Here is a 15,247-nt window from a genome sequence, read left to right on the forward strand (position 1 = left end):
ACCGTCGCGGCTGGCCCCGGGTCAGTCGCTGGCGCCGGTACGGGTGGCGGCCACCGCCACGGTGCGGTACCGCATGGTGAAGCTGCCGCCGAGCGCGTCCACGGCCGCCCCGACGGCCGCGCAGAGTTCGGCCAGGGCGTCCGGGGGCAGTCGGGTCGCCGCGCCGGAGGTGGGTAACTGGTCCAGCCACTCGTCGCGGGTGTAGTCGCGTTCCCAGTCGAATCGCCACTGGTCCGGCTCGGTGAAGCCGCCGGCCCGGCGGATCCCGTCGGCGGCGGCGTCGAACATCGGCTGGTAGGAGTCGAGTCCCGGCCACGCCGCCGGGATCCGGAACGGCGCGTCGGGGGCGACCTGCCGGTAGGCCCCGGCGAAGGCGTCCGCCACCTCGGGCGGCAGTTGGAACGCGTGCCAGAACGGCGCCAGCAGGCCGCCCGGACGCAGTACCTGGCTGGCCCGGGCCATGCCGGCGACCGGGTCGACCCAGTGCCAGGCGGTGCCGGCGACGACGGCGTCGAACCGCCGGCCGGCCGGATCCCAGGCTTCGAAGGTCGCCACCTCGACCTCGATCCCGGTACGCCGGGCGAACTCGGCCATCCGCGCGTCGGGCTCGACGCCGAGGACGGTGCAGCCGGCCGCCCGGAGTTGCCGGCTCGCCGTGCCGGTGCCGCAGCCGACGTCGAGGACGTCCGGGCCGGGGCTGGCGGCGACGATCCGCGCCAGCAGCGCCTCGGGGTAGCTCGGCCGGGTCCGGTCGTAGCGTTCCGGGTCCGTGCCGAACGACTCCGCCACCTGGCGATGGCGGTGTGGTTCGACCGGATCCGGCTGGTCAGAAGTTGGAGTGGGCATGTGCCCACGCTAGTGGGCATGCGCCCACTCGTCAATCGGGAGAGCCCGTCGACCCTCAATCGGGCACTCCGGCCACTCGTCGTGCTGGAATGGACCGGTCGTCCCAACGAGGAAGGGAGCTGGCGCCGGTGCCGACGGGAGTGGCAATCCGCGACGTCCGAACCCAACTGTTCGACGCCGCCGACCGCATCCTGCTCCGGGACGGGCCGAGCGCGCTGACCAGCCGAGCGGTCACCACCGAGGCGGGTTGTGCCAAGGGCGTGCTGCACCGTCACTTCGACGACTTTGACGCCTTTCTTGTCGGGTACGTGCTGGACCGCATCGACCGGCTCGACTCCCAGGTTGCCGTCCTGCGCGAGTCGGCCGGCACCGGCACCGTCGCCGACAACCTGGCGACCGCCCTGGCGGCCCTCTTCGGGTCGGTCGCGGTGGCCATCGTCGCCCTCGTGACGTTCCGGGACGAGTTACGGGCGCGGCTCCGCCAGACCTGGCCGGCCGGCGTACCGGTGCTGACCGAGGCTGCCGTCATGTTCGGCGAGTACCTCGGCGAGGAGCGTGCGCTGGGGCGGATCGCGGCCGACGCCGACGTCGAGACCCTCGGCTACACCCTGATCGGGGCCGGGCACCTGCTGTTCGCCGACCGCACCGGCGACCGGCCCGACAGCGCGGCCGTGCACCGGCTGGTGACCACGGTCGTCGCCGGCGCCCTGCGTACGCCGGGCCCCTGACCGGCACGGCCGGTCGCGGCCGTGCCCGCCCCGGGCCCCGTTCCCGGTTCGTCGGCCCTCCACCTCCGGCCCACCTCCGGCCCACCTCCGGCCCACCTCCGGCCCACCTCCGGCCCACCTCCGGCCCACCTCCGGCCCACGGGCAGCACCTCCGGATCGCCGGCGGCACTTCCGGGTTCCGCCGCCGGGTCGGCGTGGTCAGCGCGTGACGAGCGTGCGCAGTACCTTGGCGATCTCGTCCGGTGCCTCCTCCGCCATGAAGTGGCCGGCCGAGGTGGTGTGGTGGACCAGGTCCGGGGCCCAGGCCCGCCACAGCGCGGCGGCGTCGTAGCCGAGCGCCGCTCCCCAGTCCTGCTGGACGACGGTGACCGGCATCGCCAACCGGCGACCGGCGGCCCGGTCCGCCTCGTCGTGTGTGACGTCGATTCCGGCGGAGGCGCGGTAGTCGGCGACGATCGACGGGACCGCCTCGCGAGAGGCCCGCAGGTACTCGGCCCGCACCGTCGGCGGAATGGCCGCCGGATCCCGGGTCCAGGCGTCCAGGAAGTAGCCGAAGAAGGCGTCCGGGCTGGCCGAGATCAGCTGCTCCGGCAGGCCCGGCGGCTGGGCCATCAGATAGAGGTGGAACGCGACCGCCGCGCCGGCGCCGTGCAGGACGTCCCACATGTCGAGGGTCGGCAGGACGTCGAACGCCGCGAGCTGGGAGACCGCCTCCGGGTGGTCGAGGCCGGCGCGGACGGCGACCAGAGCACCCCGGTCGTGGCCGGCGAGCGCGAAGCGCGGGTGGCCCAGCTCCCGGGCCATGGTGACGACGTCGGCCGCCATGGTCCGCTTGGCGTACGTCCCGGCGTCGTGGGCGGCCGGCTTGTCGCTCGCACCGTACCCGCGCAGGTCGGGGCAGATCACGGTGTGTTCGGTGGCCAGGTCGACGGCGACGTGCCGCCACATCAGATGGGTCTGCGGGAAGCCGTGCAGCAGCACGAGCGGGCTGCCCGAGCCGCCCACCGCCACGGAGAGCGTCACGTCGTCGGCGACGGTGACGCGGCGGTAGTCGAAACCTGGAATCGGGATCGCGGTGGTCATGGGTGTCCTCTCCTGGTTGGTCCTGCCCGGGTGGGCTCGTCCAGCGTGCCGGGCACGGATGAGCAACCGATGAGCGACCGACAACCGGCCGGGCGGCGCGGTACGTTTGTCGCCTCCGCCCGCCCCGGCGCGTCGCGGTGGAACCAGGACCGCGCGAAAGGGTGGATCGGTGCAGGTCAGCTTCGGGGTGCTCGGGCCGGTGGCGGTCTGGGACGGCACCGGGGAACCGATCGACGTGAAGGGGCCGAAACATCGCGCCGTGCTGGCCCGGCTGATCGTCGCGCGCGGTCGGGTCGTACCGGTCGACCGGCTCGTCGACGACCTGTGGGCGGCGCCTCCGCCGGGCGCCGTGGGTGCGGTCCGCACCTTCGTGGCGGCGCTGCGGCGCGCACTGGAGCCGCACCGGCCACCCCGGCAGCCCGCCCGACTGCTGGTCACCGAGGGACCGGGGTACGCGCTGCGAGCAGCTCGGGACGCGGTGGACGCCTGGCGGTTCGAGGCGGCCGTCGCCGGCAGTCCCGACGAACCGGCGCAACGGACCCTGGACCGCCTCGACCGGGCCCTCGGCTGGTGGCGCGGCCCCGCGTACGCCGGATTCGACGACGAGTCGTGGGCCCGCCCGGAGCGCGGCCGTCTCGAACAGCTCCGGCTGCACGCGGTCGAGTCGCGGGCCGAGGCGCTGCTGGCGCTCGGCCGGGCCGCCGAGTCCGTTGCCGAGCTCGACGCCCACGTGGCCGAGCATCCCTGGCGGGAGGAGGCGTGGCGGCTGCTGGCCCTGGCCCTCTACCGCACCGACCGGCAGGGAGACGCGCTGGCCGTGCTGCGCCGGGCCCGGGACCTGCTCGTCGACCAGTTGGGGATCGACCCGGGCCCCCGGCTGCGCCGGCTGGAGACCGACATCCTCCGGCAGGTCGAGCCGGCGGACACAGCCCGCGCCCCGGGGCCCCTTTCCGCCGGCCCGGACCCGTCCGAATCCGACCCGTGGCCGGTGTCCGGCCATCCCGGTCCACGGCCGGCGGAGCGGATGCCGGGGGAGCGGATGCCGGGGGAGCGGATGCCCGGCGAGCGGATGCCGGGAGACGGGGTGCCGGGGGACGGGGTGCCGGGGGGCGGCGTGCCGACGGACACGCCGGCTGATCGGGTCTGGACGGAGACCGCGGCGGCCTACGACCGGACGGTGGCGTCCGGTGCCCGGGCCCGGATCGAGTCGACAGTCGGTCTGCTGCGCAGTCTCGCGCTGACCGGCGGGGCCGGGCTGGCGGCGGCCCGGCAGCAGCGGTTCGCGACCATCGCCGCCGCCGAGCAGCTCGGTGACCCCGAACTCGCGGCCCGGGTGATCGGCGGCTACGACGTACCGGCGATCTGGACCCGGTCCGACGACCCGGAGCAGGCCGCCCGGATCGTGGCGGCGGCCGAACGCGCCCTGGCCGCGCTGCCCGCCGACTCGTCCGCCGCGACCCGGGCCCGGTTGCTCGCCACGATCGCCGTGGAGTCCCGGGGCATCCGGGCAGCCCGCGGCCCGGAGGCAGCCCGGGAGGCGGAACGGATCGCCCGTGGCCTGGCCGACCCTGCCCTGCTCGCCTTCGCCCTCAACGGCGTGTTCATGCAGAGCTTCCAGGTCGCCGGGCTCGCCCCGGAACGCGACGCGATCGGCGCGGAGATCGTCGCGCTGGCCGCCCGGCACGGTCTGCCGACCTACCAGGTACTCGGACACCTGATCCGCCTCCAGGCCCGCAGTGCACTCGGCGACTTCGCCGGGGCGGACGGGCACGCCGCCGCCGCGGACGCGGTCGCCGAGCGACACGAACGGCCGCTGGTCGCGGTCTTCACCCGCTGGTACCGGGCACTGCGGCTGGCCGCGACCGGAGCGGCGGTACCGGAGGTCGAGGCCGCCTACGGCAGTGCGGCGGCGCAGCTCACCGGCGCCGGCATGCCCGGTGTCGAACGGGGTCTCCTGCCGCTGGCCAGGCTCTGCCTCCGGGTCTGGCACCGCCGACCGGCGGACCCCGACGAACAGCCCGACTGGGGCCCGTACGCACCGTGGGTCCGACCCCTCGTCCTGCTGGCGCAGGACCGTCCCGCCGACGCCGCCGGGGCGCTGCGCCGGACCCCGGAGCCGCCGCCCGACCTGCTCTTCGAGGCGCTCTGGTGCCTCACCGGACAGGCCGCGATCGTGCTGGCGGACCGAGCGGTACTGGAGCGGGCCCACGCCGCCCTCGCACCGGCGGCGCAGGAACTGGCCGGAGCCGGCAGCGGCATGCTCACCGCCGGCCCGGTCGCCCAGCACCTCGATCGCCTCGGCGCAGCCCTGCGCCGCATCACCGGCTGATCGCCCTAGGGTTCCGGTCGCCTCGGGCGTCCAGGATGGACCCTCGGCGGTCGGCGGGGAGGCACCGGTTCTAGAGTCCCTTGTCATGACCGCCCTGGACGTGTCGCCGGCCGCGCCGACACCCACCGCCCCGGTGCCGGCAGTGGTGCCGGAACGGAGTACCCCGCGCCCGCTCGGCCTGGCCGGCTGGCCGCGCGTGGTCCGTACCCTGATGATGATGGCCGGCGCGGCTGCCGCGATCGGGGTGGCCTTCTCCAATCCGGACCGGCGGGTTCCGGAGTTCCGCACCGAGTGGCTGCTCTGGGCGGCGGTCGCGGGCCTGCTCGGCGCGCTCAGCGGATCGACCGTCGGGTCCGGAGTGGCCCGGTGGCACGATCTGCAACAGATCCACCGGGTGCCGGTACGCCGCGTCCTCCCGTCGATGTTCGCCTTCCTGGTAGTGGTGGCCGGCAGCGTCGTCACCGCGCACGCCATCCTCGGCAGTGGGCTGACCTGGCGGGCGGTGGCCTTCGTCTCGCTCGTTGTGCTCGGGGCGTTGCCGGCCGGTGCGACGCTGGCCGGGGTCCGGATCGTCGCGATGCGCGGGCTCTCCGGCACCCCAGGCGAGCAGTTGGCCGCACTGATGCGCCTGCGCCGGATGCTGTCCCGGGTGTTGCAGATGATGGGCTCGTTGCTGCTGGTGATGGTGCTGGTCTGCGCCGCGGCCGTCGGTTGGGGCAGTTCGGAGAAGATTCCCCAGTCGACCGCCTTCGTGATCGGTGCCGCCGGCTCGATCCTGATCGCGCTGATGCACGTGCCGACGGCCACTCTGCTGCGGCGGCGCTGCCAGGTCTACATCGACGAGTTCTCCGACCTCGCCCACGTGGCGAAGGCCGAGCTGATCTCCGCTGCGGAGGACCGGATCAGACTGGAGGAGATCCTCGGTGTCAACCGGACCACCATCAGCGAGCTGCAGTCCGGACTGGTGATCGTCGGCCCGCTCGCCGCGACCGCCATCGCCGCAGTCATCCCGAAGATCTGACTCCACCACCCGTCACCGGGCCCCGCCCGCCTGTCGAGCCTGGGTACGCCTGGCCGTACCCGTGCTACCGCGTTTCGCCGCCGTGCTCCTCCGGGCACCGGCCTTCCGGGCACCGGCCTTCCGGGCACCGGCCTTCCGGGCACCGGCCTGCTGGGTGCCGGCCTTTCTGGCGGGGGCCTTCGTCGCACCGGCCTTCTTGGCCGGAGTCTTCCCTGCCGCGCTCTTCTTCGCGGTGGTGGTCCTCGCCGTGGCGCTCTTCGCGGTCGCCTTCCCCGTGGTCACCTTCTTCGCCACTGCCTTCTTCGCCACTGCCTTCTTCGCCGGTACCCGCTTCGACGGTGCCGTCCGCTTGGCCGGAGCGGCCTTCTTCGCGGCCCGGGCCACGGTCGCCGGCCGCCTCGCCGGGGTCTTGGCCGCGGTCGCCCCGGTGGCCCGCCGGGTGGCGGTGGCGACCTTCTTCGCCCTCGTGCCGCTCTTCGCCGGGGCCTTCTTCGCGCCGGTGGCCTTTCGGGCGGCGGCAGGTCTGGTGACTGTCCGCCTACTGCCACCCCGGCCGTCCGCCGGCCGCCGCCCCTGGCTGCGGGTGGATCGGATCGGACCTGCTCGTCGTGCGTCGGCCACGTCGGCTCCTCCTCGTCGGCGGGTTCCCCCGGTCCGCCCTGCACCGGAGTCCACGCTGCCGCCTCGAGCCAGCGCCGCGGCGCTGGTGCGCTGGTCCGGGCACGCGGATCACCGGGGAAGCTGTCTCCCCCGGGCACCGATCGCTAAACGCCGCTGCTGCCTGCCCGCCGCGGCTGCTCGCTGCCCGCTGAGTGGTGTTCGCCGCCGCTGCCCACTGCCCGCTGTTCGCCACCCGCACGCTCGCAGCGCCGTCGTCGCCGCTCCGGGCGTACTGCCGCGGCCGGTCGGCCGTGACTCGCCGTGCCGTTCGCCACGCCGGACCCCGGAGTACATGATCATGGTGCTTGATCGCCGGGGGCGGCTCCGTAGGATCTCGGATGTCCCCGGGGCGTGCGCGGACCGGCTTTGCCGGGACGTCCGGCCACGCGGACCCGGCGGCGACGGTGGTGGGACGACCAGGAGGCGGGGGAGACGGATGGGCCTGCGCGAGGAAGCGGCGGAGATCCAGGACGAGCTGGCCGGGTTGCGCCGGGAGCTGCACCAGATCCCGGAGGAGGGCCTGCACCTGCCGTGTACCCAGCAGCGGGTGCTGACCGCTCTCGAACCGTTGCCGCTGGAGGTGCGCACCGGAGCGGGGCTCTCCTCGATCACGGCGGTGCTGCGCGGCGGTGCGCCCGGGCCGGCGGTGCTGCTCCGGGGTGACATGGACGCTCTGCCGGTCAGCGAGAGCAGCGGCGTCGACTACCGGTCCCGGCACGACGGGATGATGCACGCCTGTGGTCACGACCTGCACACCGCCGGCCTGGTCGGCGCCGCCCGGCTGCTCTCCGCCCGTCGCGCCGACCTCGCCGGGGACGTGGTCTTCATGTTCCAGCCCGGCGAGGAGGGCTACGACGGGGCCGGGCAGATGATCGACGAGGGCGTACTGACCGCGGCCGGGCGCCCCGTCGAGGCCGCGTACGGCCTGCACGTGCTCTCGTCCATCCTGCACCGTGGGGTTTTCGCCTCCCGTCCCGGCCCGCTGATGGCCGGTTCGGCGGGGCTCTTCGTCACCGTCGTCGGTGCGGGCGGGCACGGCTCCCGACCGCACGCGACCCTGGACCCGGTGCCGGCGGCCTGCGAGATGGTCACCGCGTTGCAGACGATGATCACCCGACGGTTCGACGCGTTCGAGCCGGTGGTGCTCACCGTCGGCACCTTCCACGCCGGCACCCGGCGCAACGTGATCCCGGACGAGGCGAGTTTCGAGGCGACGGTCCGGGCCTTCGACCCGGGCGTGCACGCGGAACTCGGCCGGCACGCCGTCCGGTTGTGCGAGCAGATCGCGGCGGCGCACGGCCTGCGCGCCGAGGTGCGGTACGAGCCGGAGTACCCGGTCACGGTGAACGATCCCGACGAACACGAGTTCGCCGCCGCGACAGCCAGGGAGCTGTTCGGTCCGGAACGCGTCGCCGAGCTGCGCCACCCGCTGACCGGGTCGGAGGACTTCTCCCGGGTGCTCGAGCGGGTGCCCGGGGCCTTCGTGTTCCTCGGCGCCTGCGCGACGGGCGATCCGGAGACGGCACCGGGCAACCACTCACCCCGGGCGCTCTTCGACGACGGCGTGCTGGCCGACGGTGCCGCGCTCCTCGCCGGGTTGGCCGTCCGACGGCTGGCCCGGCCGACCGTCGCGCAGTTGGCCGGCTGAATCCGACCGCCTCCGGACCGGGCGCCCCGGTGCGGCCCATCTTCCTAGGATGCCTTACGGAACGTGGGCGCACACACCACGAATGCCGGGCACGCGGCCGCCGACCGTCCACCGACCGAGGCCCGTCGGGTGCCCAGCCCGCCGGTCTCCGGTTGCCGTACCGCCCCGCAGGGCTTATCAAGGACGTGACCTGACAGTGGAGGGGCAGTGAGGCTCACAAAGAGGACAACGTCCCGGACGGCCGCCGTCGTGGCCGTCGTCCTGGTTGCCACGTCGGCGCCGGCCGGCGCCGCACCGGCCGCCGCCGGCCCGCCCGGCGAACCACCGAAGACGCCCACCGCACACGGGTACGGCGGAGCCGTGTCCACTGTCGACCCGACTGCGACCGCCGTCGGCCTGGACGTACTGCGTCGCGGCGGCAACGCGGTCGACGCGGCGGTGGCCGCGGCCGCCATGCTGGGCGTGACCGAACCCTTCTCGGCCGGCATCGGCGGTGGCGGCTTCCTCGTCTACTACGACGCGGGCAGCCGACGGGTGCACACCATCGACGGCCGCGAGTCGGCACCGGCGTCGATGCGCGAGGACTCCTTCGTCGACCCGGCCACCGGCACGGCGTACCCGTTCCAGCAGGCCCGGGTCAGCGGCCTCTCGGTCGGGGTACCCGGAACTCTGCTGACCTGGCACGAAGCGCTGCGGCGGTGGGGGAGCCGGCCGCTGTCGGCGGCGCTCGCCCCGGCCGCCGAGGTGGCCGAGCGGGGCTTCCCGGTCGACGCCACGTTCCGGCAGCAGGTCGCCGACAACGCGGCCGCGTTCGCCCAGTTCGACGCCACCCGCAAGCTCTACCTGCCCGGCGGCCAGCCGCCTGCGGTCGGCTCGACCCTGCGCAACCGGGACCTGGCCGACACCTACCGGCAGATCGCCCGGCGGGGGATCGGGACCTTCTACGCCGGGCCGATCGGCGCGGACCTGGTCACGGCGGTCCGTCGCCCGCCGGTCGCCGCCGACCCCGCCGCACCGTGGCAGTTCCCGATCCTGCCGGGCGCGATGACCCGGGCCGACCTCGCCGGCTACCAGCTGCGCTTCCCCGCGCCGACCCGGTCCGACTACCGGGGCTACCAGGTGTACGGCATGTCGACGCCGTCCAGCGGCGGGGTCGCGGTCGGCGAGGCGCTGAACATCCTGGAGCGCTTCGACCTGTCCGAGCTGACCGTTCCGGAGGCGTTGCACCACTACCTGGAGGCGAGTGCGCTCGCCTACGCCGACCGGAACCGGTACGTCGCCGACGGCACCTCCCGGCGGGTCCTCGCCGAGCTGCTCGACGACCGGTACGCCGCCGAGCGCGCCTGCCGGCTCGACCCCGACCGGGCCGCCCCGAAGCCGGTACCGCCCGGCGATCCCGACGGCCGGTACGGCGACTGCGCGACCGGTGCGGCCGGTGCCGACGGCAACCCCGGACAGAGCACCACCAACCTGACCGTGGCCGACCGGTGGGGCAACGTCGTCGAGTACACCCTGACGATCGAGCAGACCGGCGGCAACGCGATGGTGGTGCCGGGACGCGGTTTCCTGCTCAACAACGAGCTGACCGACTTCAGCTTCGTCCAGACCCCGGGTGCGGCACCCGACCCGAACCTGCCGGCGCCGGGCAAACGGCCGCGCAGCTCGATGTCGCCGACGATCGTGCTCGACGACGGCCGCCCGTTCCTGGCGCTCGGCACCCCGGGCGGTGCCACCATCATCACCACCGTGCTACAGATCCTGGTGAACCGGATCGACCTCGGGATGACGCTGCCGGAGGCGATGGCCGCACCCCGGGCCTCACAGCGCAACAGCACCGCGCCACAGGCGGAACCGGCATTCGTCAGCGCCTACGGCGGCGCACTCGGTGTGTTCGGCCATCCGGCGTTCACGGCCACCGCCGAGCTGGGTGCGGCAACGGCGATCGAGTTCACCGGACGGCACGGCTTCGTGGCGTCGGCGGAACCGGTACGTCGCGGCGGTGGGGCGGCCGGCGTCGTCCGACCCGCCCGCCGGTAGCCGGCACCGCCACCCGCTCCGGGACCGTGCAGTCAGGGCGCGGAGACCGGTGAGTGGTGCCCGGCGTGTGCCGCGGCGGCGGTCGCGAAGGCGCGGATCACCGGATGCGCGACGGTACCGTCCCCGGCGAGTTCCGGCTGGAACAGGGTGCAGAGGAAGAACGGGTGTTCCGGCAGCTCGGCGACGCGTACGTCGCCGGAGTCGTCGAAGCCGGTCAGTCGCAGGCCGTGCTGCCGCAGCACCTCCAGATAGGACGGATTCAACCCGTAGGAGCACTGGTAGCGCTCGACACCGCGGCCGGCACCGAGTACCCGTTCGGCGAGTGAGCCGGGAGCGATCCGCACCGCCCCCTCCCGTCCGGCGAGCGAGCATGCCAGCGGCTCGATCAGCAGCTCGCCGGTCGCTCCCGGGCTGTTCTCGGCGTGTGCGGCCCGGGACAGCCCGCAGACGTTGCGCGCGTACTCCAACAAAGCGTGCTGGAACCCGCCACAGGTACCGAGGAACGGGATGCCGTGCTCCCGGCCGGTACGGACGGCGGCGAGCGCACCGTCCTCGCTCCGGTACGGGCTGCCCGGGGTGAGCCAGATCCCGTCGAATCCAGCCAGTACGGCGGGGTCCGCCGCGTCGGGCGTCGGGATCCAGTACAGGTCCAGGTCGAGCCGGTCCCGCAGCCGCAGCGCGTCGAGGAGTGCGGGGATGCGGGCGTGCGCGCGGACGTGCGGAGAGCGGTCGCCGACGGCGGCGACCCGGGCGGTGCAGGCGGTAGCGGTCTCGGGCATGCCTCATCCTGACCCGTCGAACGCGAACAGCACCAACGATGATCAGTGCAGGTCCGATAAGCAATACTGATGTATGGACCCACACCTCCTGCGCACCTTCGTGGCGGTCGCCGACTGTCGCTCGTTCTCGGCGGCGGCTCGCCGGCTCGGCTACACCCAGTCCGCCGTCTCGCAGCAGGTCGCCGCGCTGGAGAGTGACCTCGGCAGCACCCTGCTGCACCGTCGACCGGTGGCACCGACGGAGGCGGGGAAGCGGCTGCTCGAACACGCCGGCCCGATCCTGCTGCGGCTCGACCTGGCCCGCGACGACGTACGGCGTGCTGCGCTGGATCCGGCGGCACCCCTGCGTCTCGGCATGACTTCGCTGGCCGCGACCGTCCGGGTGGCGGACGCGCTCGCCGTCGTACGCCGGGCCCGGCCCGGCCTGGACGTGACCGTGCGGGTCGCCGACCGGGACTCGGTGGTCGCCGGCTTCGCCACCGGCGAGTACTCCGCCGTCCTGGTCGACGGCGTGGTCGCGCCCAGCGATCCGTTACGCCTGCTCGAATCGGGCGCGCTCGGCTACGGGCCGGAAGTCCTCGGCGGCGTCGGGATCACCGAGCAACCGCTCGTCGTGCTGCTGCCGGACGGCCATCCGCTGACCCGACGCACCGGCCTACCGCTGGACGACCTCCTCGATGCCAGGTGGATCGACGCATCCGGCGTGGCCGCCCCGTTGCCGGACCTGCGCGCCGCCGCCCGGTCGGACGCCCCACGGCCGTCGTTCAGGTACGAAGGCACCGATGTCGCCGCGCTGGTGGCCCTGGTCGCCGCCGGGCACGGTCTGGCGGTACTGCCCCGGTCGGCGGTTCCCGACCGGGCCGGTGTGGCCCCGGTGCCGCTGACCGCCCCGCGTCTGGTGCACCGGACAGAACTGTTGCGACCTCGCGACGGCGGATCCGGAGCGGTCGCCGCCTTCACTGCGGCTGTCACGGCCGAGACCGGACAATCCTCGCACCAGTCGACCGGCCCATGATCAGCTTGGCCCGAGTGGAATGTTGGCGGGGGGTCGGTCGTTACGTTACGCGTACGGCCGAGTAGCACCGCCCGTGAGCTGGGCAGAGTTGGGCTGATGGCTGGCCGGCGGGAATGATCCGGGGCCACCGGTCGTTACATACGGTGTTCGGTTGAGTACGGGCAGCACCGTGTCCCCCGCGTGTGCGGTAGCCGGCCGAACCGTGAACCTTTTCTGAGCTTTGCTTTCTGGTTTTTCCGATGGCATCCCACACTGTTCTTCCCCCTCGGGTGTGGGTGTCTCATCCCCGATTGGAAGGACGACCATCATGAACACGATGCTGTTCAGTCGGTGGCTTCCGGCCATCGAGAAGACGTCGATCGTTCGTAAGGGTGCTCTGGGTGTGGCTGGTCTGGCGTTCGTCGGCGGCGCTGTCGCCGGCCCCGCGGTGGCCGCGCAGGCGGCCCCGGAGCATGTCGGTTCGCCGGTGTCGCAGTCGGTGCTGGCCGACAAGGACCACAAGAACGACAAGGACCACAAGGGCGACAAGGGCAAGAAGGACCGTGAGCCGTCGCGGGACCGGTTGGTGCCGCGTGGTGTGCAGGGTGAGCAGTCGCGGATCGACCTGTCGGCCGAGCAGGCCGCCAATGTGCGGGCGATCGTGAAGGCGACGAAGAAGGCGGGGATGGACGAGCGTGCCGCGGTGATCGCGGTGGGTACCTCGCTGCAGGAGTCGAAGTTGGAGAATCTGGGTCATCTGGGTGACCGGAATGATCATGATTCGCAGGGGTTGTTCCAGCAGCGTCCGTCGTCGGGTTGGGGTTCGGTGGAGCAGATCACTGATCCGGAGTACGCGACGACCGCGTTTCTGAAGGGTCTGAAGCAGGTTGATGGTTGGCGGGATCTGCCGTTGACCGTGGCGGCGCAGAAGGTGCAGGTGTCGGCGTTCCCGCAGGCGTACGCGCAGTGGGAGGACCAGGCAGCCGACCTCGTCGCCGAGGCCTGGAACAACAGTTAAGAGCAGACAGAGCCATCCGTTGGCCGGGTTCCCACCACAGGGGACCCGGCCAACGGCGTATCCGGTCAGTGCTCCTGGGACAACCCGTGTGGCCACCACAGATGACGGCCGACGTCCAGGCTCAGCGCGGGCACCAGTACGGACCGGACTACGACGGTGTCCAGCAGGATGCCGAGTGCCACCGCGAATCCGAGTTGGACGATCATCGTCAGCGGCAGTGTGGTCAGTACCGCGAACGTGCCGGCCAGGACCAGGCCGGCGGAGGTGATCACTCCACCGGTCGCGGCGAGTCCGATCAGGGTCGCCCGGCGGGTGCCGTGCCGGACGGTCTCCTCGCGTACCCGGGTCATCAGGAAGATGTTGTAGTCGACGCCGAGCGCGACCAGGAAGACGAACAGGTAGAGCGGCAGTGAACTGTCCTCACCGCTGAACCCGAAGACGTGCCGGAACACCAGTACGCTCGCGCCCAGCGCCGCGGCGAAGGAGAGCACCACCGTGCCGACCAGCAGCAGCGGTGCCACAAGCGACCTTAGTAGCAGCACCAGGATGGCGAAGACCACCGCGAAGACGATCGGCATCAGCAGGTACCGGTCGTCGCGGGCGGTCCGCTGCACGTCGAGCCGGATCGCCGTCTCGCCACCGACCAGCGCCTGCGCCTCGGGCACGGTGCGCAGCGCCGCGCGTACCCGGTCGACGGTCGCGTACGCGGCGCGGCTGTCGGCGGGATCGGTGAGCGTCGCCTCCAGGTATGCCTGCCCGGCACGGGTCTCCGGCACCGTCACCGACCCGGGCTCCACCCCCGGTACGCCGGTCAGGGTCGCCCGTACCCGTTCCGCCTCGGCGGGCCGGCTCAGTACCGCGATCGGGGTGCCGACGCCCGCCGCGAAGTGCCGGGCCAACACCTGTTCGCCGCGTACCGACTCGTGCTCGCCACGGAACGACTCCGCAGTCGTCAGCCCGGTGGCGTCGAGCTGGAGGGTGCCCAGGGCCAGCGCGCCGAGTGCGAGGCTGGTCGCCAGCCACGTCACCCGGGGCCGGCGGGCGATCAGCCGCCCGATCAGCAGCCACCAGCCGACCGTTCCGTGCCCGGCCACCGGCACGCCGTCCGGGCCGCTGCCGTAGCGCGGTCGAGCCGGCCAGAATACCCAGCGACCGCACCGGACCAGCAGCGCGGGGAACGCGGTCAACATCACCGCCAGTCCGGTCAGCACGCCGACGGCCAGCACCGGACCGAGTCCCCGGGTCCAGCTCAGGTCGGCGAGCAGCAGGCAGGACATGGCGGCGGCGGCCGTACCGGCGCTGGCCAGTACGGCCGGTGCGGACCGGCGCAGTGCCAGCCCCATCGCGTCGTACCGGTCCCGGTGGCGGTGCAGCTCCTCGCGATAGCGGGCGATCAGCAGCAGGCCGTAGTCGGTGGCCGCCCCGAAGACGAGGATGGTCAGGATCGCGCCGCTGTCCGCCGTGACGGTCACCTGCGCGTACCGGGCGAGCAGGTAGACCGCCGCCTGCGCGGCGATCAGGGCCAGACCGGCACAGGCGACGGGCAGCAACCACAACACCGGACTCCGGTAGGTGACCAGGAGGATCACCACGACGACGGTGACGGTGGCCAGCAGCAGTCGCCCGTCGAGGCCCCGCACGGCCGCACTCTGGTCGGCCAGCGAGCCGGCTGGACCGGCGACGTACCCGGAGAGTCCGGCGGCGTCCTGCCGCGCGGTCCGCCGGATCGACTCGACGGCCTCGGCAACCCGGTCGAACGGGTCCGGACCGAGGGTGAGCGGGACGACGAGTTGGGCGGCCGTACCGTCGCCCGACAGCGTGGGGCCGGTGACGGCACCTCCGAGATCGCTCCGTCGCGCGAAGGTCCGGGCGTCGGCGGCGAGCTTGTCGCGATCGGTTCCGGTCAGCCCGGCGGGCCGGGTGTAGACGACGACGGCCGGCAGCGGTGCGTCGGGCCCGGTCGAGGTCTGCACCCGCAGCACCCGGGCGGACTCGGCCCCGGCCGGCAGCGAGGAGCCGGATCCGTCGGCCTGCACCGAACCCAGCCGCCCGGCCAGGCCGGCGGCGACCACCGCCGTGACCAGCCAGAAATTCAACACCAACC

12 protein-coding genes are annotated in these 15,247 nt (G+C 73.4%); 7 read left to right on the plus strand and 5 right to left on the minus strand.

The features are described from left to right. Positions 1 to 21: 21 nt before the first annotated feature. Entirely contained in the window at positions 22 to 789 is a 768-nt protein-coding gene (locus ACN28A_RS30615) for a class I SAM-dependent methyltransferase (RefSeq protein ID WP_421401101.1), read from the minus strand. Positions 790 to 974: 185 nt separating this feature from the next. On the opposite strand from ACN28A_RS30615, the gene ACN28A_RS30620 reads away from it, so the two are divergent. Next, positions 975 to 1,574 (plus strand): TetR/AcrR family transcriptional regulator, encoded by a 600-nt coding sequence (locus ACN28A_RS30620; protein ID WP_421401103.1) that lies wholly within the window; start codon positions 975 to 977, stop codon positions 1,572 to 1,574. A 198-nt stretch (positions 1,575 to 1,772) separates the two neighbouring features. Here the strand turns inward: ACN28A_RS30620 and ACN28A_RS30625 are convergent, their stop codons facing one another. Beyond that, the gene (locus tag ACN28A_RS30625; protein WP_421401106.1) at positions 1,773 to 2,657 is read right to left on the minus strand and encodes an alpha/beta fold hydrolase; all 885 of its coding nucleotides are present in this window, start codon (positions 2,655 to 2,657) and stop codon (positions 1,773 to 1,775) included. Positions 2,658 to 2,826: 169 nt separating this feature from the next. On the opposite strand from ACN28A_RS30625, the gene ACN28A_RS30630 reads away from it, so the two are divergent. Then, positions 2,827 to 4,986, plus strand: coding sequence for an AfsR/SARP family transcriptional regulator (locus tag ACN28A_RS30630; protein ID WP_421401107.1), 2,160 nt, complete (start codon positions 2,827 to 2,829; stop codon positions 4,984 to 4,986). Between the two features lie 85 nt (positions 4,987 to 5,071). Continuing rightward, on the plus strand, positions 5,072 to 6,007 hold the full coding sequence (locus ACN28A_RS30635; protein ID WP_421401109.1) for a hypothetical protein: 936 nt from the start codon (positions 5,072 to 5,074) through the stop codon (positions 6,005 to 6,007). Positions 6,008 to 6,019: 12 nt separating this feature from the next. Here ACN28A_RS30635 and ACN28A_RS30640 read toward each other — a convergent pair whose 3' ends face one another. Continuing rightward, a complete protein-coding gene (locus ACN28A_RS30640; protein WP_421401111.1) occupies positions 6,020 to 6,628 on the minus strand; it encodes a histone H1 in 609 nt (202 codons plus the stop codon). A gap of 475 nt (positions 6,629 to 7,103) precedes the next feature. On the opposite strand from ACN28A_RS30640, the gene ACN28A_RS30645 reads away from it, so the two are divergent. Together ACN28A_RS30645 and ggt are read left to right on the plus strand one after the other, a co-directional pair. Then, positions 7,104 to 8,315: a M20 metallopeptidase family protein gene (locus tag ACN28A_RS30645; protein ID WP_421401113.1), complete on the plus strand. Its 1,212-nt coding sequence runs from the start codon at positions 7,104 to 7,106 to the stop codon at positions 8,313 to 8,315. Positions 8,316 to 8,522: 207 nt separating this feature from the next. Beyond that, positions 8,523 to 10,352 carry a gamma-glutamyltransferase gene (ggt, locus tag ACN28A_RS30650; RefSeq protein ID WP_421401115.1) on the plus strand — a complete coding sequence of 610 codons (1,830 nt, stop codon included), beginning with the start codon at positions 8,523 to 8,525 and terminating at the stop codon, positions 10,350 to 10,352. A 32-nt stretch (positions 10,353 to 10,384) separates the two neighbouring features. Here ggt and ACN28A_RS30655 read toward each other — a convergent pair whose 3' ends face one another. Next, the gene (locus ACN28A_RS30655) at positions 10,385 to 11,131 is read right to left on the minus strand and encodes a CTP synthase C-terminal region-related (seleno)protein (RefSeq protein ID WP_421401118.1); all 747 of its coding nucleotides are present in this window, start codon (positions 11,129 to 11,131) and stop codon (positions 10,385 to 10,387) included. A 73-nt stretch (positions 11,132 to 11,204) separates the two neighbouring features. Between ACN28A_RS30655 and ACN28A_RS30660 the strand changes: the two genes are divergently transcribed. Further along, on the plus strand, positions 11,205 to 12,146 hold the full coding sequence (locus ACN28A_RS30660) for a LysR family transcriptional regulator (RefSeq protein WP_421401120.1): 942 nt from the start codon (positions 11,205 to 11,207) through the stop codon (positions 12,144 to 12,146). Between the two features lie 307 nt (positions 12,147 to 12,453). Further along, positions 12,454 to 13,143 (plus strand): hypothetical protein, encoded by a 690-nt coding sequence (locus tag ACN28A_RS30665; protein WP_421401122.1) that lies wholly within the window; start codon positions 12,454 to 12,456, stop codon positions 13,141 to 13,143. Between the two features lie 65 nt (positions 13,144 to 13,208). Here the strand turns inward: ACN28A_RS30665 and ACN28A_RS30670 are convergent, their stop codons facing one another. Further along, on the minus strand, positions 13,209 to 15,242 hold the full coding sequence (locus ACN28A_RS30670; protein WP_421401124.1) for an MMPL family transporter: 2,034 nt from the start codon (positions 15,240 to 15,242) through the stop codon (positions 13,209 to 13,211). Positions 15,243 to 15,247: the final 5 nt, after the last annotated feature.

Origin of the sequence: Plantactinospora sp. WMMB782, from assembly GCF_049179135.1 — a bacterium.
In the GTDB taxonomy this organism is placed as follows: Bacteria; Actinomycetota; Actinomycetes; order Mycobacteriales; family Micromonosporaceae; genus Plantactinospora.